Annotated in this window: 20 protein-coding genes; 13 read left to right on the top strand and 7 right to left on the bottom strand. The window is 59.2% G+C overall.

Features of this window, described 5'->3' with window-relative positions:
- Positions 1–164 precede the first annotated feature (164 nt).
- The gene (locus AD670_RS30965) at positions 165–1,409 is read left to right on the top strand and encodes a DUF2599 domain-containing protein (protein WP_082340982.1); all 1,245 of its coding nucleotides are present in this window, start codon (positions 165–167) and stop codon (positions 1,407–1,409) included.
- Between the two features lie 72 nt (positions 1,410–1,481).
- A complete protein-coding gene (locus tag AD670_RS30960) occupies positions 1,482–2,693 on the top strand; it encodes a DUF2599 domain-containing protein (RefSeq protein WP_172681480.1) in 1,212 nt (403 codons plus the stop codon).
- Between the two features lie 28 nt (positions 2,694–2,721).
- Here AD670_RS30960 and AD670_RS15205 read toward each other — a convergent pair whose 3' ends face one another.
- The gene (locus AD670_RS15205) at positions 2,722–3,102 is read right to left on the bottom strand and encodes a glutaredoxin family protein (protein WP_053133729.1); all 381 of its coding nucleotides are present in this window, start codon (positions 3,100–3,102) and stop codon (positions 2,722–2,724) included.
- Positions 3,102–4,106 carry a nucleoid-associated protein YejK gene (yejK, locus tag AD670_RS15200; protein WP_012722392.1) on the bottom strand — a complete coding sequence of 335 codons (1,005 nt, stop codon included), beginning with the start codon at positions 4,104–4,106 and terminating at the stop codon, positions 3,102–3,104. The genes AD670_RS15205 and yejK overlap by 1 nt, the downstream gene beginning before the upstream one ends.
- Before the next feature lie 395 nt (positions 4,107–4,501).
- Between yejK and AD670_RS15195 the strand changes: the two genes are divergently transcribed.
- Complete coding sequence (locus tag AD670_RS15195) at positions 4,502–4,783, top strand: HU family DNA-binding protein (RefSeq protein ID WP_003188840.1); 282 nt, start codon at positions 4,502–4,504, stop codon at positions 4,781–4,783.
- A 67-nt stretch (positions 4,784–4,850) separates the two neighbouring features.
- On the opposite strand, the gene rlmF is transcribed toward AD670_RS15195, so the two are convergent.
- The 5 genes from rlmF to AD670_RS15170 form a co-directional block, all read right to left on the bottom strand.
- Positions 4,851–5,867 (bottom strand): 23S rRNA (adenine(1618)-N(6))-methyltransferase RlmF, encoded by a 1,017-nt coding sequence (rlmF, locus tag AD670_RS15190; protein WP_053133725.1) that lies wholly within the window; start codon positions 5,865–5,867, stop codon positions 4,851–4,853.
- Between the two features lie 239 nt (positions 5,868–6,106).
- Positions 6,107–8,953, bottom strand: a complete 2,847-nt coding sequence (locus AD670_RS15185; protein WP_053133722.1) for a valine--tRNA ligase — start codon at positions 8,951–8,953, stop codon at positions 6,107–6,109.
- 149 nt (positions 8,954–9,102) lie between these two features.
- A complete protein-coding gene (locus AD670_RS15180; protein ID WP_082340980.1) occupies positions 9,103–9,498 on the bottom strand; it encodes a DNA polymerase III subunit chi in 396 nt (131 codons plus the stop codon).
- Positions 9,499–9,502: 4 nt separating this feature from the next.
- Positions 9,503–9,931 carry a DNA polymerase III subunit chi gene (locus AD670_RS15175; RefSeq protein WP_053133716.1) on the bottom strand — a complete coding sequence of 143 codons (429 nt, stop codon included), beginning with the start codon at positions 9,929–9,931 and terminating at the stop codon, positions 9,503–9,505.
- A gap of 167 nt (positions 9,932–10,098) precedes the next feature.
- Complete coding sequence (locus AD670_RS15170) at positions 10,099–11,589, bottom strand: leucyl aminopeptidase (protein WP_053133713.1); 1,491 nt, start codon at positions 11,587–11,589, stop codon at positions 10,099–10,101.
- Positions 11,590–11,872: 283 nt separating this feature from the next.
- Here AD670_RS15170 and lptF point away from each other — a divergent pair, with 283 nt between their 5' ends.
- The 10 genes from lptF (at position 11,873) to tadA (ending at position 22,217) form a co-directional block, all read left to right on the top strand.
- Entirely contained in the window at positions 11,873–12,991 is a 1,119-nt protein-coding gene (gene lptF, locus AD670_RS15165) for an LPS export ABC transporter permease LptF (RefSeq protein WP_053133709.1), read from the top strand.
- Positions 12,984–14,063, top strand: coding sequence for an LPS export ABC transporter permease LptG (gene lptG, locus AD670_RS15160; protein ID WP_053133706.1), 1,080 nt, complete (start codon positions 12,984–12,986; stop codon positions 14,061–14,063). Before lptF ends, lptG begins: the two co-directional genes overlap by 8 nt.
- 152 nt (positions 14,064–14,215) lie before the next feature.
- The gene (gene lepA, locus AD670_RS15155; RefSeq protein WP_027604664.1) at positions 14,216–16,015 is read left to right on the top strand and encodes a translation elongation factor 4; all 1,800 of its coding nucleotides are present in this window, start codon (positions 14,216–14,218) and stop codon (positions 16,013–16,015) included.
- Positions 16,016–16,020: 5 nt separating this feature from the next.
- Positions 16,021–16,875, top strand: a complete 855-nt coding sequence (gene lepB, locus AD670_RS15150; RefSeq protein WP_053133703.1) for a signal peptidase I — start codon at positions 16,021–16,023, stop codon at positions 16,873–16,875.
- 147 nt (positions 16,876–17,022) lie between these two features.
- Positions 17,023–17,712, top strand: coding sequence for a ribonuclease III (gene rnc / locus AD670_RS15145; RefSeq protein WP_027604662.1), 690 nt, complete (start codon positions 17,023–17,025; stop codon positions 17,710–17,712).
- Entirely contained in the window at positions 17,705–18,607 is a 903-nt protein-coding gene (gene era, locus AD670_RS15140; RefSeq protein ID WP_010564067.1) for a GTPase Era, read from the top strand. Before rnc ends, era begins: the two co-directional genes overlap by 8 nt.
- Positions 18,608–18,748: 141 nt before the next feature.
- The gene (recO, locus tag AD670_RS15135) at positions 18,749–19,438 is read left to right on the top strand and encodes a DNA repair protein RecO (RefSeq protein WP_053133701.1); all 690 of its coding nucleotides are present in this window, start codon (positions 18,749–18,751) and stop codon (positions 19,436–19,438) included.
- A 52-nt stretch (positions 19,439–19,490) separates the two neighbouring features.
- Entirely contained in the window at positions 19,491–20,234 is a 744-nt protein-coding gene (pdxJ, locus tag AD670_RS15130; protein WP_053133697.1) for a pyridoxine 5'-phosphate synthase, read from the top strand.
- Between the two features lie 103 nt (positions 20,235–20,337).
- Positions 20,338–21,720 carry a multicopper oxidase family protein gene (locus AD670_RS15125; RefSeq protein ID WP_053133778.1) on the top strand — a complete coding sequence of 461 codons (1,383 nt, stop codon included), beginning with the start codon at positions 20,338–20,340 and terminating at the stop codon, positions 21,718–21,720.
- Entirely contained in the window at positions 21,720–22,217 is a 498-nt protein-coding gene (gene tadA / locus AD670_RS15120) for a tRNA adenosine(34) deaminase TadA (RefSeq protein ID WP_053133694.1), read from the top strand. Before AD670_RS15125 ends, tadA begins: the two co-directional genes overlap by 1 nt.
- Position 22,218: the final 1 nt, after the last annotated feature.

The following is a 22,218-nucleotide window of genomic DNA, read 5'->3' as shown; positions in this document are numbered from 1 at the left end:
TAAACTCTGCGATGTGGACGACGCGCCAGTGTGATTTGGAATAATAGCGTGTTGATCATTACTAATAGATCTCCCAGCCTGTTAAGTTTCACAGTAGACGCTTTGTTAGTAGCGCGCTTTTATTAAGTCGAAGGAGTTGTCTTGGACTTATAGAGGGTGCGGGTATGAAGTGTTTATTGAGTACTTGTATTGTTTCTGCTGTTCTTGGCTTTGGCAGCCCTGCTATCGCTCAATATGTCACGCATGATCAAACAGGGGCTGCCACCGTTTTTGATATGTGGAAGCGTTACGCTAATACAGTTGCTGATTGTGGTACGCCTAGGCGCCCAGCATTTTTATGCTCAGGTTTGTTTTTGCGCGGTACGGTCTATTCTGACACTTATCGCTTCTGGAATTATGGACCTTCCTCAGTTGAAGCCACTGCATTTTCCTGGTTGCGTAAGGATGCGAAATTTCGTCAGTTCGCATCTGACCATCGGCATGGTTATGTTATGCGTGCTATGTTCGATGTGCCTACTGATTATATTCAGCTTGAAGTGCTATGTGCATTTCCCGTGGACGCAGGCTCTCACGTCAGAACAGAGGCCGGGTGCGGGGATGCGAGTAACACAGTGGAAATAGAGCGCAGTTGCCAGGCGGAAGGTATTACCACGGCGGACGCTTGGCTTGAAGATTACCGGGTCAATCGGAAGTCGCATCATCGGCAATGTGGATTTGATGTGAGACCTGCTTTTGAACCTGCGGGTGCAGCTGCTTTTATGCAATTTGTATATGCGCATAATTTTGCAGATGTGTTGGATGAACACTTCGCCGTTGCAGGCGCGAGTAATAATGAGGTACGTATAAAATCTTGGCCTCACAGTGACGGTAGTCGCGTACCCATCTGGGCTATTTTTTGGGTAAATAAAGATCCTGTTACCGGCGCACCTTCTATGTTGGGTAAGGACGCTGCGCAAAAAGATCAAATGGCAATTTATCAGGATTCTGGGAATTTCATTCCAATAGTCCAAATAGCCTTACCGATGAAGCCTGATCAGGATCCCGCATTCCTCTATGCCGCTGAAGACCAGGCACCCTTGAACACTGTCCTATGCCGCCGATTTGTGGATAAAGCCCAGTGGGTGAACCGCTACGACCCAGGTGTGCAAGCTAATCGCTGGACGCTGCAAGTTACTCCCACGGATTGCGGCAGGCTGAGTCAAGTTAATCAGTTGGATAGTTTTTACGCTGAGGTGGTCGCCAAGTACGGCGGAGATTCCCAGTGGTTGGTAGAGAATAAAGGCGGTGTTCGTCGTCAGTTAGCATGTTTGTTGGATCAATATCGGAATAATACGACGTATAACATTGAGCCGTTCCGTCCGAACGTGTCCCACGCAGAGGCCGTAGCCGCCCAGTGTAATCCCATATAGAAAATGAAGTGTGTTGTTGTATGGATAATCGGAGCTTTCATATTTGTTCGTGATGAGTTATGTGAGGTTGTCATGAAATTTAAATGGGTGTGGATGGTTGTCTTTTTTAAATTGTTGTTTTCTTGTATCTCTTCGAATTACGCAATTGCAGATGCCGTTGGTGATGCAGTTGGGCAGCGGGTTGTTGCCGATCTGCGCGCGCGTTACTTAGATAAGCGAATGTCTTGTACGCGACTGTCTGCACCTGGCTTTACGTGCAACGGCCTTATATTAAGGGTGACGATACCTTCGACGGCTTTCAATTTTTGGGCTCCAAGCCCGACGTCTGTTGCAAATGGAGGATGGTCGTACTCTTATCTACGTCAAGATGCAAAGTTTAAGAGAACAGTGCGCGATGAGAATAACGGGAATATCCTTTATCCACCTCTTTTGACGCCACCCGGAAAACAAATCGCGAATGTGTTATGTGCGTTTCCTGAAGATGGGGGGACCTTTACACGTCCCGCCCAACAAGGCTGTGGCCCCAGCACTAAAGCAACAACGGACAGTCGAGTATGTCACGAGCAGAATATACTGACAGCTGAACAATGGATTACCAAGCATAATAATGATGGTCTGAGCAATATCAATCAATGCGCCTTTAACGTGCGAGACAGTGCCAACGAAAAAGCTACTCAATCTTTTGAAGCTTTTATCAGAGCATCAGTGTTGGATAAAGACACATTTGACCAGCAAAATGAATTGCGTCTTGCTATCTGGGATCCTAGTCAACCCAAAACCCTGCCGATACAAGCCTTGTTTTATTTGCCAGGTGGTTTGGCGGATGCTCAGTATGATCAAACGGACTTTTTGAAAAGCGCTGGTGAGTGCCTTCCTATCATTCAAATGATACTGCCGCAGACACTCTCTGCGGACGCGACCTTTGCGTACTTACCCAGTGATCAGCAGTGCTCGCCATCACCTGCGTCTGAATATATTCAGTCCGCCGTATGGATCGAGCGGTTTGACCCTGGCAGTGGTAAGAATGAATGGAGTTTATCCATGACGCCGACGCAATATGGTCAACAGGCTTCGGCCGATAGAACCGATGCAGTCTTCGCGGAACTGCAGAAAAAGTTTGGCGATGACCCACGGTGGAAAGACAACGACGGCGGTGGTATGCGTCGGCAATTGGTATGCCATTACGTTATTGCTAGGAACAAGGTCCCCTGGAATCTTGAACCCCGCCGTAAGGACACCTCAGAACAAGTGGCCGAGGCTAACGGGTGCAATCCCCCCTATTAACGTGGTGCCTGAATACGCAAGGCGCGGGTCAATGCGCCTTCGCGTTTCCGGTGGATGGGAGATTCAGCGCATTCATTATTTTCTCGGGTGCGAAGTCTCGGACCAAGGTGCCGTTCACGTCCACGAACGGAATCCCGCCACCGCCCAGTGCTTCATACGCCTTGCGCGCCTGGGCGTCCTCCTCGATGTCGAAGGCCCGGTACGGAATGCCTTTCTGGTCCAGGAAGCGGCGGATCTGCTTGCAGTAGCCACACCACTCGGTGGTATACAGCGCCACTCGCGCCGATGCCCGCGTCTTCTCCGAGACCACCTGGGAAGGGTTGAACACCCGCTCGATCTTGCCCCAGTTCTGGATAACCACCACCACCAGCAACACCAGCAGGACTTTCTTGAGAACCCCGCCGAGCATCAGTTACGGCGCTTGAGCTGGTCGGTCAGTTGGGTCGGCAGGCCCTTGATGATGAGGGTGCCGGCGGCTTCGTCGTACTCGATCTTGTCGCCCAACAGGTGCGCTTCAAAACTGATGGACAGGCCCTCGGCGCGCCCGGTGAAGCGGCGGAACTGGTTGAGGGTGCGTTTATCCGCCGGGATTTCCGGCGACAGGCCGTAGTCCTTGTTGCGGATATGGTCGTAGAACGCCTTAGGCCGATCTTCATCGATCAACCCCGACAATTCTTCAAGGCCCATGGGTTCGCCGAGCTTGGCCTGGCTGCTGGCGTAATCGACCAGAGTCTTGGTTTTTTCGCGGGCGGATTCGTCCGGCAAGTCTTCGCTTTCAACGAAGTCGCTGAAGGCCTTGAGCAGGGTGCGCGTCTCGCCCGGGCCGTCGACGCCTTCCTGGCAGCCGATGAAGTCGCGGAAGTATTCCGAGACCTTCTTGCCGTTCTTGCCTTTGATAAACGAGATGTACTGCTTGGATTGCTTGTTGTTCTGCCACTCGGACACGTTGATACGCGCTGCCAGGTGCAGTTGGCCCAGGTCCAAGTGGCGCGACGGGGTCACGTCCAGCTCGTCGGTCACCGCCACGCCTTCACTGTGGTGCAGCAAGGCGATGGCCAGGTAGTCGGTCATGCCTTGCTGGTAGTGGGCAAACAGCACATGGCCGCCGGTGGAGAGGTTGGACTCTTCCATCAGTTTTTGCAGATGTTCGACGGCGGTGCGGCTGAACGTGGTGAAATCCTGGCCACCCTCGAAATATTCTTTCAACCAGCCGCTGAACGGGTGCGCGCCGGATTCGGCATGGAAGAAACCCCAGGCCTTGCCTTGTTTGGCGTTGTAGCTCTCGTTGAGGTCGGCAAGCATGTTCTCGATGGCGGCCGACTCGGCAAGCTCGGAGTCGCGGGCGTGGAGAACTGCGGGTGTGCCGTCGGGTTTTTTGTCGATCAGGTGGACGATGCAATGACGGATCGGCATAGGCTTCTCGGCTGGTTGAAGGGGAGCGGTTGGCCTCCCCGAAAAGTCGCCCAGTGTACCGCACCCATTGGCCAAGACGTGCTTCGAAGGTGTTTTGGGTGCCTTCCGACGGGCCATATGCCTTTTTTTCACGGTTTAGAGCGATAAAGCTGACCAAATGGGTAGGTAGAGGCGGATATTTCCCCGTCTCTGTGCTAGTTTTGCCCCGTCTTACGCCAAGTCTCGGCGATAAGCGTGCATTCAGCATCTGTCAGGTCGAACCAATCCCCGTTTCAAGCATCTATAACCCCGATCTCCGTGGTTATAGCCGGGGGTGCCAGGCCATGACGGTCGGGCTCGACGGCTGACACTGCACTCTGCAATCCATATGAATTTGATAGGGAAGGAACACCACAATGGCTATTACTAAAGACCAACTGATCGCTGACCTGGCTGAAGCAGTAGACGCACCGAAAACCACCGTGCGCGCTCTGCTGGACCAACTGAGCCAAGTTGTTGCTGATCAGCTGGAAAACGGCGGCGAAATCACTCTGCCAGGCGTTGGCAAACTGAAAGTGACCGAGCGTCCTGCCCGTACTGGCCGTAACCCTTCGACTGGCGCTGCCATCGAAATCGCTGCCAAGAAAGTTATCAAGCTGGTTGTGGCCAAAGGCCTGACCGACGCTGTTAACAAGTAAGACGCAGCAAAAAAAACCGTGCTCCGGAGCGATCCGGGCACGGTTTTTTGTTGCCTGCGATTTGTCTCTATCGCACCCAGCGCTGGCGCCAGATCTGCTGCTCGTTCTTGGTCTGGAACGTCCAGGCCACGAAACGGCTTTGCTTCTGGCCCTGGGACATTTCCACCACCTGGCTTTCCAGCACGCCGGCTTTTTTCAGCGCGGTCTCGATCGCGGGCAAGTTTGACGCTTTTGACACCAGGGTGCTGAACCACAACACCTTGTGGGCAAAGTGCGCACTCTCGGCGATCAGTTGCGTCACGAAGCGCGCTTCACCGCCTTCACACCACAGCTCGGCCGATTGGCCACCGAAGTTCAGCACCGGCAATTTGCGCTTCGGATCGGCCCTGCCCAGGGCGCGCCATTTGCGCTCGCTGCCCTTGGTGGCTTCGTCCATGGACGCATGGAACGGCGGGTTGCACATGGTCAGGTCAAAACGCTCACCCGGCTCCAGTAGGCCCAGCAGGATGTGCTTGGGGTTTTCCTGCTGGCGCAACTGGATGACCTTGCTCAGGTCGTTGGATTGCACGATGGCCTTGGCGGCGGCCACGGCGATAGGGTCGACCTCCGAGCCGAGGAAGTTCCAGCGGTACTCCATATAGCCAATCAGCGGGTAGACGCAGTTGGCGCCCATGCCGATGTCCAGCACCTTGACGATTGAACCGCGCGGGATCTTGCCGTCGTTGACACTGGCCAGCAGGTCGGCGAGGAAGTGCACATAGTCGGCACGCCCTGGTACCGGCGGGCACAGGTAATCCGCCGGAATGTCCCAATGCTGGATGCCATAGAAGGCCTTGAGCAGCGCCCGGTTGAACACCCGCACCGCGTCCGGGCTGGCGAAGTCGATGCTCTCTTTGCCATAGGGGTTGATGATCACGAATTGCGCCAGTTCCGGCGTGGTCTTGATCAACGCCTGGAAGTCGTAACGGCCTGTGTGGCGGTTGCGCGGGTGCAGGGTAGCCTCTTTGCGCGGCGCGACGGGTTTGGCCGTTGCAGCGGTTTTAGGCTTCTTGCGTGGAGGTTTGGGCGTAGTGGGGGCGGTCATGATGATTCTGGTGTTGGCTCAAAGTGGCGGCCATTGTCACACATTCCCGAGGATAACTCGGTCAAATGTGGGAGGGGGCTTGCTCCCGATAGCGGTGGATCAGTCAAGACTAGCCTGGCTGACAGATCGCCATCGGGGTGTAGCCCCCTCCCACATTGACTGTATTGCCAGCAAGGGATTGGGAAAATCCAGGCAAAAAAAAGAGACCCGAAGGTCTCTTTCTCCACGCGAATCAAGCCTTAGAGGCTGGAAATCCGCGCATGTTGCTCGGCCAGCTTGCCCAAAGCCTGTTCAGCCTCGGCCAGTTTGGCGCGCTCCTTGTCGATCACTTCAGCCGGTGCCTTGTCGACGAATGCCGCGTTGGACAGCTTGCCGCCCACCCGTTGCACTTCGCCTTGCAGGCGCAGGATTTCCTTGTCGAGACGGGCCAGTTCCGCGCCCTTGTCGATCAGGCCGGCCATCGGTACCAGCACTTCCATGTCGCCGACCAGTGCGGTCGCCGACAGTGGTGCTTCGGCGCCATCGGCCAATACGGTGATCGACTCCAGCTTCGCCAGCTTCTTGAGCAGCGCTTCGTTCTCGGTGAGACGACGCTGGTCTTCGGCGCTGGCGTTCTTCACGAACACCGCCAGAGGCTTGCCCGGGCCGATGTTCATTTCGGCGCGGATGTTGCGCGTGCCGAGCATCAGGGTCTTGAGCCATTCGATATCGCTTTCGGCCGCCTCATCGATGCGTGCTTCGTTGGCCACCGGCCAAGGTTGCAGCATGATGGTCTTGCCTTCGATACCGGCCAGCGGCGCCAGGCGCTGCCAGATCTCTTCGGTGATGAACGGCATGAACGGATGCGCCAGGCGCAGCGCCACTTCCAGCACGCGCACCAGGGTACGACGGGTACCGCGCTGGCGTTCGATCGGCGCGTTTTCGTCCCACAGCACGGGCTTGGACAGTTCCAGGTACCAGTCGCAATACTGGTTCCAGATGAACTCGTACAAGGCTTGTGCGGCCAGGTCGAAACGGAACTGGTCGAGTTGACGGGTCACTTCGGCTTCGGTGCGCTGCAGTTGCGAGATGATCCAGCGGTCGGCCAGGCTCAGTTCGACGGCTTCGCCGTTCTGGCCGCAGTCTTCGCCTTTGTCCAGCACGTAGCGCGCGGCGTTCCAGATCTTGTTGCAGAAGTTGCGATAGCCTTCGACGCGGCCCATGTCGAACTTGATGTCGCGGCCGGTGGACGCCAGCGAGCAGAAGGTGAAACGCAAGGCGTCGGTGCCGTAGCTGGCAATGCCGTCGGCGAACTCGTCGCGGGTCTGCTTCTCGATCTTCTTCGCCAGTTTCGGCTGCATCAGGCCCGAGGTGCGTTTCTGCACCAGGGTTTCCAGGTCGATGCCGTCGATGATGTCCAGCGGGTCCAGGACGTTGCCCTTGGACTTGGACATCTTCTGGCCTTGGCCATCACGCACCAGGCCGTGCACGTACACGGTCTTGAACGGTACCTGCGGGGTGCCGTCTTCATTCTTCACCAAGTGCATGGTGAGCATGATCATCCGGGCAACCCAGAAGAAAATGATGTCGAAGCCGGTGACCAGCACGTCGGTGGAGTGGAATTTTTTCAGGAACTCGGTCTGTTGCGGCCAACCCAGGGTGGAGAAGGTCCACAGGCCCGAGCTGAACCAGGTGTCGAGTACGTCGTTGTCCTGCTGCAGCGCAACGTCCGGGCCGAGGTTGTGCTTGGCACGTACTTCGGCTTCGTCGCGGCCGACATAGACCTTGCCCGACTCGTCGTACCACGCCGGAATGCGGTGGCCCCACCACAGTTGACGGCTGATGCACCAATCCTGGATGTCACGCATCCACGAGAAGTACATGTTTTCGTACTGTTTAGGCACGAACTGGATGCGGCCGTCTTCCACGGCAGCAATCGCAGGTTCTGCCAGCGGCTTGGTGGATACGTACCATTGGTCGGTCAGCCACGGCTCGATAATGGTGCCGGAGCGGTCGCCCTTCGGCACTTTCAGGCCGTGGTCGTCAACGCTGACCAGCAGGCCGGCGGCGTCGAAAGCGGCAACGATCTGCTTACGCGCTTCGAAACGGTCAAGGCCGGCGTATTCGGCCGGGATCTTGCCGTCGATGCTTTCGTTCAGTGTGCCGTCCAGGTTGAACACCTGGCAGGCCGGCAATACGGCGGCGTTCTTGTCGAAGATGTTCAGCAGCGGCAGGTTGTGGCGCTTGCCGACTTCGTAGTCGTTGAAATCGTGGGCTGGGGTGATTTTCACGCAGCCGGTGCCGAATTCAGGGTCGCAGTAGTCGTCCGCGATGATCGGGATGCGGCGGCCAACCAGTGGCAGCTCGACGAACTTGCCGATCAGTGCCTGGTAGCGCTCGTCATTCGGGTTAACCGCGACGGCGGCATCGCCAAGCATGGTTTCCGGACGGGTGGTGGCGACGATCAGGTAGTCGTTGCCTTCAGCGGTCTTGGCGCCGTCGGCCAGCGGGTACTTGAGGTTCCACAGGAAACCTTTCTCGTCGTGGTTTTCCACTTCAAGGTCGGAAATCGCCGTGTGCAGCTTGGTGTCCCAGTTGACCAGGCGCTTGCCACGGTAGATCAGGCCATCTTCATGCAGGCGCACGAAGGCTTCTTTCACCGATTCCGACAGGCCGTCGTCCATGGTGAAACGCTCGCGGCTCCAATCGACGGACGAGCCGAGGCGACGGATCTGACGGCTGATGTTGCCGCCGGACTGGTCTTTCCATTCCCAGATTTTCTCCAGGAATTTCTCGCGACCCAGGTCGTGACGGTTCTGGCCGGTGGCTTCGAGTTGGCGCTCCACCAGCATCTGGGTGGCGATACCGGCGTGGTCGGTACCCGGTTGCCACAGGGTGTTGCGGCCCTGCATACGGCGGAAGCGGATCAACGCATCCATGATCGCATTGTTGAAGCCATGGCCCATGTGCAGGCTGCCAGTGACGTTCGGTGGCGGAATCATGATGGTGTAGGACTCGCCCGCGCCTTGCGGAGCGAAATAGTTCTCGGACTCCCAGGTGTTGTACCAGGAAGTTTCAATAGCGTGCGGCTGGTAGGTCTTATCCATGCGCGGCGGGACCCTAGTTGGCATTTATTCAGGAAAGCCGGCAAGTATAACGGGGGATAGGGCGCAGGGCGAGGCGAAGACGGGGTTAAGGGCAGGCAAGCAAATGTGGGAGGGGGCAAGCCCCCTCCGACAGGGGATCTATGGACGGTTTAAGACTGGTACTGGCTGAGCAGCCGCTCCATGCGCGCATCCATCCGGCGCTTGATCTCGGTTTCGATATGGGGGGCAAAGTCGTCGATCACGTCTTGCATGATCAGTTGCGCAGCGGCACGCAGTTCGTTGTCCAGGTGCAGCAGCAGGGCGTCGGGGCCCTTCTCAGCGGGCGCAGGGGCAGTGTCCACGACGACGGGAGCTTCAACGACCGGCTCCGGTGCAGCCTGCTTGCTACCGACCATGTCGAACAACAGCGGAATCTGTACCTCGCCATCGGCCTGTTCGGTCAGCAGCGGCGGTTGCAAGCCATCATCACCCAGCAACTGACGGATCGACTCGAGGTCGTCCAGCAGGTGGTCATCTTTTTTTGTCGGGTTGGGAGTGTCCATCATGTACTCAAAGTCGTTGTAGCCGGTGATCTTGCAAAGGATAGCCCTGTTCGCGGTAGAAACGGAAACTCTCCCGCGCGGCCTGACGAATAGCCGGATCTTCCACCACCACTTCCGCCACACGGGCGAAGGCCTTGGCAAAAGGCGGTACTTTCAGGTCGAGGTTGACCAGCAGGTCATGGTGATCGCCGCAACTGTCGCCCAAACCCAGGACAACCTGGCCTTCGGGTTCGGATTCTGCGGGGCCGTGGGGCACGAAGCTTTCGCCCTTGAAGCGCCACAGGCGGGCGTCGAGCTCGTCGCGTTGGGTGGCATCGCTGCAATGCAGGTAGATGCGGTGGCCCATGCGCCAGGCTTTTTCGGTGAGTTTGCAGGCAAAGTCCAGGCGCGCAGAGGGATCGGCGCTGGGCAATATATAGAAGTCGACTTGGGTCATTGCGGTTCCTGGGCTGCCGCGCCTGCCGCCGTCATAATGTAGGAGCGAGCTTGCTCGCGAAGAACCTGAGAACAATGCGTTCATCCAGGATGAACGCGTTATCGTTGACGCTCTTCGCGAGCAAGCTCGCTCCTACAGTTGACCGCGGCAGGCAGCCGGGCAGGTGTTTAGGCTTTGGCGCGGTCCAGCAGGTATTGGGTCAGCAGTGGCACCGGACGGCCGGTGGCGCCCTTGTCCTTGCCGCCGCTGGTCCACGCGGTGCCGGCGATGTCCAGGTGCGCCCAGTTGAAGTTCTTGGCAAAGCGCGACAGGAAGCACGCAGCGGTGATGGTGCCGGCTTTCGGGCCACCGATGTTGGCGATGTCGGCGAACGGGCTGTCCAGCTGTTCCTGGTATTCATCGAACAGCGGCAGTTGCCAGGCGCGGTCGTCGGCGGCCTTGCCGGCGCTGAGCAGTTGCTCGATCAACTCGTCGTTGTTGCCCAGCAGGCCCGAGGTGTGGGAGCCCAGGGCAACGATGCAGGCACCGGTCAGGGTGGCGATGTCGATCACGGCCTGCGGCTTGAAGCGCTCGGCGTAGGTCAGTGCATCGCACAGCACCAGGCGGCCTTCGGCGTCGGTGTTGAGGATTTCCACGGTCTGGCCGCTGAGGGTGGTGACGATGTCGCCCGGACGGGCAGCGCCGCCGCTCGGCATGTTCTCCGCGCAGGCCAGGATGCACACCAGGTTGATCGGCAGCTTCAGTTCCAGCACGGCACGCAAGGTACCGAACACGCTGGCGGCTCCGCCCATGTCGTACTTCATCTCGTCCATGCCCAGGCCTGGCTTGAGGCTGATGCCGCCAGTGTCGAAGGTGATGCCTTTACCGACCAGGGCGTAAGGCTTCTCGGACTTCTTGCCGCCGTTGTATTGCATCACGATCAGGCGTGGCGGCTGGTCGCTGCCCTGGCCCACGGCATAGAACGAGCCCATGCCCAGTTCCTTGATCTTCTTCTCGTCCAGGACTTCGACTTTCAGGCCCTTGAACTCTTTACCCAATGCCTTGGCCTGTTCGCCCAGGTAGGTCGGGTGGCAGATGTTCGGCGGCAGGTTGCCCAGGTCGCGGGTGAACGACATGCCATTGGCGATGGCCTGGGCGTGGGTCACGGCGCGCTCGACTTCAGCCTGGGCGGCCTTGATGGTCAGCAGGGTGATTTTCTTCAGGGCGCGGGGTTCGGCTTTCTGGCTCTTGAACTGGTCGAAGAAGTAGCCGCCGTCCACCAGGGTCTCGGCCAGCAGGCGGGTCTTGCCGTAGCTGTCACGGCCTTTGACCACGATTTCATCGAGCGCCAGCGCTGCATCGTTGCCGCCCAGGCCCTTGAGGGTGTTGAGGATGCCGCTGATGATCTTGCGGAACGGGCGGTCGCCCAGTTCAGCGTCCTTGCCCACGCCCACCAGCAATACGCGGTCGGCCTTGAGGTTGGGCAGGCTTTGCAGCAGCAGGCTCTGGCCGACTTTGCCGGCCAGGTCGCCGCGCTTGAGGACCGCGCTGATGGCGCCGCCGCTGAGTTCGTCGAGTTGCTTGGCGGCCACGCCCAGCGTGCGGCCTTCGCCGATGGCGACCACGAGGGTGGCGGTTTTCAACGTTTCGGGGCTAACGCTTTTTACAACCAATTCCATTTTCGGGTCCCTTATAAAGGTCTGAGAGCCTGCGTTTGTACGCAGGCTTTAAAGCTTGGCAGCTGTGTAAACCGCCAGCGACAAAGGCCGCAGTTTGAACCTCGCCGACGGAGCCTGACAACCCTTGGCGCACGCTTTGTAGGTGTGCGTGAGGTTGCGCAGTGACAGGCGCGGTCAATCACAGGATAATGCGCAATCTTTTTAGCTGGCCCGGTGTAAATGGGCTGACTCGGTATGCTTGCTTGTTTGGCCGCCTTAGCCTGACAACCCTGGAGTGTCTGGTTTGATCGTCTTCCGTTATCTGTCCCGCGAAGTCCTGTTGACCCTGAGTGCCGTGAGTGCGGTCCTGCTGGTCATCATCATGAGTGGTCGTTTCGTCAAATACCTGGCCCAGGCTGCCTCTGGCGCCCTGGACCCAGGCTCGTTGTTCCTGATCATGGGCTTTCGCCTGCCAGGGTTTTTGCAACTGATCCTGCCGCTGGGCCTGTTCCTTGGGATCCTGCTGGCATACGGGCGCTTGTACCTTGAAAGTGAAATGACCGTGCTCTCGGCCACCGGCATGAGCCAGCAGCGTCTGCTGGGCATGACCATGATTCCAGCGGCCGGCGTTGCGCTGATCGTGGCCTGGCTGAGCCTGAGCCTGGCTCCGCAGGGCGCCATGCAATTTCAGCTGGTGCTGAACAAGCAGGACGCGATGACTGAATTCGACACCCTCGAACCTGGGCGTTTCCAGGCGCTCAATGACGGCTCGCGGGTGACCTACACCGAAACCCTGACCGACGACCGCGCCAACCTGGGCGGTGTGTTCATCTCCGAAAAACGTTTTGGCCAAGACAAGAAAGACCGTGGCATTTCCGTGCTGGTGGCGGATTCGGGTCGCCAGGAAGTGCGCCCTGACGGCAGCCGCTACCTGATTCTGGAAAATGGCTATCGGTACGATGGCAGCCCAGGCATGGCGGACTATCGTGCGATCAAGTACGACACCTATGGCGTGATGCTGGCCCGCCCGGACATCAGCGACGAAGTCACCGACCGCGACGCCATCCCCACGACGGACCTGCTCGGTAGCAAGGAACTGCGTTCCATCGCCGAGCTGCAATGGCGGATTTCCCTGCCGTTGCTGGTGTTTATCGTGACCCTGATGGCCGTGCCGCTGTCGCGCGTCAACCCGCGCCAGGGCCGTTTCCTCAAGCTGTTGCCGGCGATCCTGCTGTACATGGCTTACCTCACCATCCTGATTTCCGCCCGTGGCTCCCTGGAAAAAGGCAAGTTGTCGCCGGTCCTCGGCCTGTGGTGGGTGCACGGGATGTTCCTGGTGATTGGCCTGGGGCTGCTTTATTGGGAGCCTATTCGTTTGAAAATGATGAGCCGTCGTGGCCAGAAGGAGTTGGCTCGTGGGTAAGCTCGATCGTTATATCGGTAGCAGCGTCCTGATCGCCATCCTGGCGGTACTGGGCATCATCCTGGGCCTGGCCTCGTTGTTCGCCTTCATCGATGAGGTCGGCAACGTCAGCGACACCTATACCGTGTGGGACGTGCTGAGCTACGTGGCGCTGACCGCGCCGCGTCGTCTCTACGACATGATGCCGATGGCCGCGCTGATTGGTTGCCTGATCGGCCTGGGCAGCCTGGCCAGCAACAGCGAACTGACCATCATGCGTGCTGCTGGTGTCTCCATCGGTCGTATCGTCTGGGCGGTCATGAAGCCGATGTTGCTGCTGATGCTGTGCAGCGTGCTGATCGGTGAATACGTCGCGCCGCCGGCCGAAAGCACTGCCCAGGCCAATCGCGCCCTGGCCCAAGGGTCGGGCGATGCACAAAGCGCCAAGCATGGCCTGTGGCACCGTCAGGGTGATGAGTTCATCCATATCAACGCCGTGCAACCGGGCGGGTTGTTGATCGGTGTGACGCGCTACACGTTCGATAAGGAACGTCACATGCTGTCGTCCAGCTTCGCCAAACGCGCGCAGTACAGCGACGAAAAGTGGCAACTGACCGACATCACCACCACCCACTTCCGCAATGTCGGCCAAGGCACCAAGGCCAGCACCGAAGTGATCAATGTGCCAAGTGAAGAGTGGGACATCGCCCTCAAGCCGGAACTGCTCAATACGGTAGTGATGATCCCCGAAAGCCTGCCGATCTCCGGGCTGTGGGGCTATATCCACTACCTGAAGGACCAGGGTTTGAATAACGGTCGTTACTGGCTGGCATTTTGGGTCAAGGTGTTGCAGCCGGTGGTGACCGCCGCACTGGTGCTGATGGCGATCTCGTTCATCTTCGGTCCGTTGCGCTCCGTGACCCTCGGCCAGCGGGTATTTACCGGCGTGCTGGTAGGGTTCACCTTCCGTATCGCCCAGGATCTGCTCGGCCCGTCGAGCCTGGTGTTCGGGTTCTCGCCACTGTTTGCAGTGCTGGTGCCGACGGCCATCTGTGCCCTGGCTGGGTTCTGGCTGCTGCGCCGAGCCGGCTGATACCGTACTTATGCGCAAAAAAATGCCCCGCTCGAATGAGTGGGGCATTTTTGTTCTGGTCAGCAAAGATGACGTCTGGCCTGAGCATCAGGTACAATTCCCGGCTATTTTTCAGCGGGCAATCTGCCTGCAGCCTTTTTGAGTGTTGATCCGTGAGTGATTTGAGTCATATCCGCAATTTCTCCATCATCGCCCACATTGACCATGGTAAGTCGACGCTGGCCGATCGATTCATCCAGATGTGCGGCGGCCTTGCCGAGCGTGAAATGGAAGCCCAGGTGCTGGACTCCATGGACCTCGAACGCGAGCGCGGGATCACCATCAAGGCCCACAGCGTTACCCTGTACTACACCGCCAAAGACGGTATCAAGTACCAGTTGAACTTCATTGACACCCCGGGCCACGTTGACTTCACCTACGAAGTCAGCCGCTCCCTGGCGGCCTGCGAAGGTGCGCTGCTGGTGGTGGACGCGGGCCAGGGCGTTGAAGCCCAGTCCGTGGCCAACTGCTACACCGCCATCGAGCAAGGCCTGGAAGTCATGCCGGTGCTGAACAAGATCGACCTGCCGCAGGCCGATCCAGACCGCGTAAAAGAAGAAATCGAAAAAATCATCGGCATTGACGCCACCGACGCCGTCGAGTGCAGCGCCAAGACCGGCCTGGGCGTCGACGAAGTGCTCGAACGCCTGGTCAAGACCATTCCAGCCCCCACCGGCAACTACGAAGATCCGCTGCAAGCGTTGATCATCGACTCCTGGTTCGACAACTACCTGGGGGTTGTCTCCCTGGTACGCGTGCGCCACGGCCGTGTGAAGAAGGGCGACAAGATCCTGGTCAAGTCCACCGGCAAGATCCACCTGGTGGACAGCGTCGGCGTATTCAACCCCAAGCACACCGCGACCACTGATCTGAAAGCCGGCGAAGTAGGCTTCATCATCGCCGGTATCAAGGACATCCACGGTGCGCCGGTCGGTGACACCCTGACCTTGAGCTCCACCCCTGACGTCGACGTGCTGCCGGGCTTCAAGCGTATCCAGCCGCAGGTCTACGCCGGCCTGTTCCCGGTCAGCTCCGACGACTTCGAAGACTTCCGCGAAGCCCTGCAAAAGCTGACCCTCAACGACTCGTCGTTGCAGTACACCCCGGAAAGCTCCGACGCCCTGGGCTTCGGCTTCCGCTGCGGCTTCCTCGGCATGCTGCACATGGAGATCATCCAGGAGCGCCTGGAGCGCGAATACGATCTGGACCTGATCACCACGGCGCCAACGGTTATTTTTGAGCTGCTGCTCAAAAACGGTGAAACGATTTACGTCGACAACCCGTCCAAGCTCCCAGACCTGTCTTCCATCGAAGACATGCGCGAACCGATCGTGCGGGCCAATATCCTTGTGCCGCAGGAACACCTGGGCAACGTCATTACCCTGTGTATCGAAAAGCGTGGCGTGCAGCACGACATGCTGTTCCTCGGTACCCAGGTGCAAGTGACCTACGATTTGCCGATGAACGAAGTGGTCCTGGACTTCTTCGACCGTCTCAAATCCACCAGTCGCGGCTATGCTTCGTTGGATTATCATTTCGACCGTTACCAATCGGCTAATCTGGTCAAGCTGGATGTGCTGATCAACGGCGATAAGGTCGATGCCCTGGCACTGATCGTGCACAAGGACAACGCGCACTACAAAGGTCGCCAACTGACCGAGAAGATGAAAGAACTGATTCCGCGCCAGATGTTCGACGTCGCGATCCAGGCCGCCATTGGCGGGCAGATCATTGCGCGGACCTCCGTCAAGGCTCTCAGAAAGAACGTACTGGCCAAATGCTACGGCGGTGACGTAAGCCGTAAGCGCAAGCTGCTTGAGAAGCAAAAGGCCGGTAAAAAACGCATGAAGCAAGTGGGTAACGTGGAAATTCCACAAGAAGCCTTCCTTGCGGTGCTCAGGTTGGATAGTTAGGTCCTATGTCGCTAAATTTCCCGCTGTTGCTGGTCATCGCCGTTGCCGTTTGCGGTCTCCTGGCGTTGCTCGATCTGGTGTTCTTCGCCCCGCGTCGGCGGGCGGCTATCGCGGCCTATCAGGGCAGCGTCAGCCAGCCTGATGGCGTGGTGATCGAGAAGCTGAACAAAGAGCCCTTGCTGGTTGAATACGGCAAGTCGTTCTTTCCGGTGTTGTTCATCGTGCTGGTCTTGCGCTCGTTCCTGGTAGAACCGTTTCAGATCCCGTCGGGTTCGATGAAACCTACCCTGGACGTGGGCGACTTCATCCTGGTGAACAAGTTCTCCTACGGGATTCGCCTGCCGGTGATCGATAAGAAGGTCATTGAAGTCGGTGATCCGCAGCGCGGCGATGTGATGGTGTTCCGCTACCCGAGCGACCCGAACGTCAACTACATCAAGCGTGTGGTAGGCCTGCCGGGCGACGTGATTCGCTACACCAGCGACAAGCGCCTGTTCATCAATGGCGAGTCGGTGGCCGAGAAGTTGATCGGTTCCGAACCGAACAGCCTGGGCAGCGCCGAGCTGTACCAGGAAAAACTCGGGGCGGTAGAGCACGAAATCCGCAAGGAAATGAGCCGCTACCGCGCCATGCCTGATGGCGAGTGGAAAGTGCCGGCCGGGCACTACTTCATGATGGGCGACAACCGCGACAACTCCAACGACAGCCGCTACTGGGATGACCCGAGCATTCCCAAGGATCTGCTGGGCATGGTTCCCGACCAGAATATCGTCGGCAAGGCCTTCGCGGTCTGGATGAGCTGGCCGGAACCCAAGCTCAGCCACCTGCCGAACTTCTCGCGGGTCGGGCTGATCAAGTAATACAAGCGGCGCTGTGAACACAGCGCCGACTGCTTTTCTGGGGCTTGGACATTTTCCGTCCCCATGCAATACCAACCAGGATTTGAATTTGAACACTGCGTCAATCGTCGATGGCCGCCGGTGCCACCACACAGATATGGGTAAACCGTGACCGTTTCTCTAAGTCGTCTCGAGCGCCAGCTCGGCTACACCTTCAAGGATCAGGAATTGATGGTCCTTGCCCTCACACACCGCAGCTTTGCAGGGCGTAATAACGAACGCCTGGAATTCCTCGGTGATGCCATCCTCAATTTTGTCGCCGGTGAAGCGCTGTTCGAGCGTTTCCCCCAAGCCCGTGAAGGCCAGTTGTCACGCCTGCGCGCACGCCTGGTAAAAGGCGAGACCCTGGCCGTGCTGGCCCGTGGCTTTGGCCTGGGCGAGTACCTGCGGTTGGGTTCCGGTGAGTTGAAGAGCGGCGGTTTTCGCCGTGAGTCGATCCTGGCCGATGCGCTTGAAGCGTTGATCGGTGCGATCTACCTCGATGCCGGCATGGAAGCAGCCAAGGAGCGCGTCACCGCCTGGCTGACCTCCGAGATCGAAAGCCTCACGCTGGTCGACACCAACAAAGATCCGAAGACCCGCCTGCAGGAATTCCTGCAGTCGCGCGGTTGTGACCTGCCACGCTACGAAGTGGTGGATATCCAGGGTGAGCCCCATTGCCGCGTGTTCTTCGTGGAATGTGAAATCACCTTACTGAATGAAAAAAGCCGAGGTCAGGGTGTGAGCCGTCGTATTGCCGAACAGGTAGCGGCCGCTGCAGCACTGATTGCCCTGGGCGTGGAGAATGGCCATGACTGATTCAACCGCAACACGCTGTGGCTATGTTGCCATCGTCGGCCGCCCGAACGTGGGCAAGTCGACGCTGCTGAACCACATCCTCGGCCAGAAGCTTGCAATCACCTCGCGCAAGCCGCAGACCACCCGCCACAACATGCTGGGCATCAAGACCGAAGGCAACGTGCAAGCGGTCTACGTCGACACCCCAGGCATGCACAAAGGCGGCGAGAAAGCCCTTAACCGCTACATGAACAAGACCGCCTCGGCAGCGTTGAAAGACGTCGACGTGGTGATCTTCGTGGTCGACCGCACCAAATGGACCGACGAAGACCAGATGGTGCTGGAGCGTGTGCAGTACGTCACCGGCCCGTTGATCGTCGCGCTGAACAAGACCGACCGCATCGAAGACAAAGCCGAGCTGATGCCGCACCTGAGCTGGTTACAGGAGCAACTGCCGAACGCCCAGATCATGCCGATCTCGGCCCAGCACGGTCACAACCTCGACGCCCTGGAGCGCGTGATCGCCGGCTACCTGCCGGAGAACGAGCACTTCTTCCCGGAAGACCAGATCACCGACCGCAGCAGCCGTTTCCTCGCCGCCGAACTGGTGCGCGAGAAAATCATGCGCCAGATGGGCGCCGAGCTGCCGTACCAGATCACCGTCGAAATCGAAGAGTTCAAGCAGCAGGGCAAGACCCTGCATATCCATGCGCTGATCCTCGTCGAACGTGATGGCCAGAAGAAAATCATCATTGGCGACAAGGGCGAGCGCATCAAGCGCATCGGCACCGAAGCGCGCAAGGACATGGAATTGCTGTTCGATTCCAAGATCATGCTCAACCTGTGGGTGAAGGTTAAAGGCGGCTGGTCTGACGATGAGCGTGCACTGCGCTCCCTCGGCTACGGCGACCTGTAAAGACACCGCAGGGCAAAAATGTGGGAGGGGGCTTGCTCCCGATAGCGGTGGGTCAGTTAATAGATAAGTGACTGAACCACCGCTATCGGGAGCAAGCCCCCTCCCACATTAGGTTTGTGTTGTTTTCAAGATAGAGACCCCATGTCCCAATCCCCACCTCCGAGCCGACTCGCCTACGTCCTGCACAGCCGCGCCTACCGCGAGACCAGCGCGTTGGTGGATTTCCTCACGCCCCAAGGCCGCCTGCGCGCGGTGTTGCGTAGCGCGCGGGGCAAGGCGGGGACACTGGCCCGGCCCTTCGTGGCGTTGGACGTGGAGTTTCGCGGCAAGGGCGAGTTGAAGAACGTCGGCCGCCTGGAAAGCGTCGGCACGTCCGCCTGGCTCAATGGCGATGCGCTGTTCAGTGGGCTCTACCTCAATGAGCTGCTGATCCGCCTGCTGCCCGCCGAAGACCCGCACCCGGCTGTCTTCGATCACTACGCCGCCACGTTGCTGGCCCTGGCAGAAGGCCGCCCCCTGGAGCCGCTGCTGCGCGCCTTCGAATGGCGCCTGCTCGACGACCTGGGCTACGGCTTCGAACTGAACAATGACCTGCATGGCGAGCCCATCGCCGCCGACGGCATGTACCGCCTGCAGGTGGATGCAGGCCTGGAGCGTGTGTACCTGCTGCAACCGGGCCTGTTCCAGGGCACCGAGTTGCTGGCCATGAGTGAAGCCGACTGGACTGCACCGGGCGCCTTGTCCGCCGCCAAGCGCTTGATGCGCCAGGCCCTGGCCGTGCACTTGGGTGGACGGCCGCTGGTCAGTCGCGAGTTGTTTCGAAAGCCCTGACATCCCCGTGTATGCTGTGCAGCGTTTCTTTCCCCTTTTCAGGAGCGCTTCCGTGACCACCAGCAATCGCATTCTTCTTGGCGTCAACATCGACCACGTCGCTACCCTGCGCCAGGCCCGGGGCACCCGTTACCCTGACCCGGTCAAGGCCGCGCTGGACGCCGAAGAAGCGGGCGCCGACGGCATCACCGTGCACCTGCGCGAAGACCGCCGCCACATCCAGGAGCGCGATGTGCTGCTGCTCAAGGACGTGCTGCAAACCCGCATGAACTTCGAGATGGGCGTCACCGAAGAAATGATGGCCTTCGCCGAGCGCATTCGCCCGGCGCACATCTGCCTGGTCCCGGAAACCCGCCAGGAACTGACCACCGAAGGCGGCCTCGACGTGGCCGGCCAGGAGGCGCGGATCAAGGCCGCCGTGGAGCGTCTGTCGAAGATCGGCAGCGAAGTCTCGCTGTTCATCGACGCCGACGAGCGCCAGATCGAAGCGTCCCGCCGTGTCGGCGCGCCGGCCATTGAACTGCACACCGGCCGTTACGCCGACGCCACCACACCGACCGAAGTGGCGGATGAACTGCAGCGCATCATTGACGGTGTGAACTGCGGCCTCACTGAAGGCCTGATCGTCAACGCCGGCCACGGCCTGCACTACCACAACGTCGAAGCGGTGGCTGCGATCAAGGGCATCAACGAGCTGAACATCGGCCATGCGCTGGTGGCTCATGCGCTGTTCGTCGGTTTCAAAGGCGCGGTTGCCGAGATGAAAGCCCTGATCCTGGCCGCCGCCAAGCGCTGACCGCCGATCCGCGGCAATGCGAAGCCTTACTGTTTAGCCAATGCAGGTGTATCGTATCTGCCCTTTGCAGGCCCTGTGCCTGCGGCAGATACGTGAGGTTGTTGTGTCCCGATCCTTTTCCCGTCGACAAATCCTAGGTGGTCTTGCAGGCCTGGCCGTAGTGGGCGTCGGTGCCGGTGGCGCCTACCGCTACTGGCTGGGGAAAGTCGCCGAAGCCGAAGCGGGGCACGATTATGAACTGATCGCCGCGCCGCTCGATGTGGAACTGGTGCCGGGGCACAAGACCGAAGCCTGGGCCTTTGGCCCGTCGGCGCCGGGCACCGAGTTGCGCGTGCGCCAGGGTGAATGGCTGCGCGTGCGCTTTATCAACCACCTGCCGGTCGCCACCACCATCCACTGGCACGGCATCCGCCTGCCGCTGGAAATGGACGGCGTGCCCTACGTCTCGCAATTGCCGGTGTTGCCCGGCGAATACTTCGACTACAAATTCCGCGTGCCCGACGCCGGCAGCTACTGGTATCACCCCCATGTGAACAGCAGCGAAGAACTCGGCCGAGGCCTGGTCGGCCCGCTGATCATTGAAGAGCGCGAACCCACCGGGTTCAAACACGAACGCACCCTCAGCCTGAAGAGCTGGCACGTGGACGAAGAGGGCGCCTTTGTCGCCTTCAGCATTCCCCGTGAAGCCGCGCGGGGCGGTACGGCCGGGCGCCTGTCGACGATCAATGGCGTCTCCCAGGCGGTGATCGACTTGCCCGCCGGGCAGATCACCCGCGTGCGCCTGCTCAACCTCGACAACACCCTGACCTATCGCATCAACATCCCCGACGTCGAAGCGCAGATCTACGCCCTTGACGGCAACCCTGTCGAACCGCGCCCGCTGGGCAAGGAATACTGGCTGGGCCCGGGCATGCGTATCTGCCTGGCGATCAAGGCACCGCCGGCGGGCGAGGAACTGTCGATCCGCAACGGCCCGGTGCGCCTGGGCACTTTCCGCTCAGTCGCCAACACCGATGCACCAACCCAATGGCCACCGGCATTGCCCGCCAACCCGATTGCCGAGCCGGACCTGGCCAATGCGGAGAAACTCAACTTCAATTTCGAATGGGTCGGCTCGGTCTCGGTCAACGTCGATAACGGCAAGCCGCCGAGCCTGTGGCAGATCAACGGCCAGGCCTGGGACATCACCGACAAGACCTGCGCCGACCGCCCGATTGCCAAGCTGGAAAAGGGCAAGAGCTACATTTTCGAATTGAAGAACATGACCCAGTACCAACACCCGATCCACCTGCACGGCATGAGTTTCAAGGTGATCGCCTCGAACCGCCACAAGGTGATCCCGTACTTCACCGACACTTACCTGCTGGGCAAGAATGAACGCGCTCGCGTGGCCTTGGTGGCGGATAACCCGGGGGTGTGGATGTTCCACTGCCACGTGATCGACCATATGGAAACCGGCCTGATGGCCGCCATCGAGGTGGCGTGATGCGCCAGTTTCGCCCCACGGCGATCATCGACCGCAGCCGCGACCAGGATTTCATGCGCGAAGCCCTGGCCCTTGCCGCCCAAGGCGCGGCGCTGGGCGAAGTGCCGGTAGGCGCGGTGCTGGTGCAGGACGGTGAGATCATCGGCCGTGGCTTCAACTGCCCGATCAGTGGCAATGACCCCAGTGCCCACGCCGAAATGGTCGCCATCCGCGCCGCCGCGCAGGCTGTCAGCAACTACCGCCTGCCGGGCAGTACGCTGTACGTGACCCTGGAACCGTGCAGCATGTGCGCCGGCCTGATCGTGCATTCGCGGATTGCACGGGTGGTGTATGGCGCGTTGGAGCCAAAGGCGGGGATTGTGCAAAGCCAGGGGCAGTTTTTTACCCAGGGCTTTCTGAATCATCGGGTGTTGTTTGAAGGCGGCGTGCTGGCCGAGGAGTGCGGCACGGTGTTGAGCGAATTCTTCAAGGCCCGTCGAGCCAAGCCCCCGCTCTAAA

Source organism: Pseudomonas sp. MIACH (genome assembly GCF_001269925.1).
Lineage (GTDB): Bacteria > Pseudomonadota > Gammaproteobacteria > Pseudomonadales > Pseudomonadaceae > Aquipseudomonas.
The sequence above is the reverse complement of the archived record's forward strand: the minus strand, read 5'-3'. Positions and strand labels throughout refer to the sequence as shown.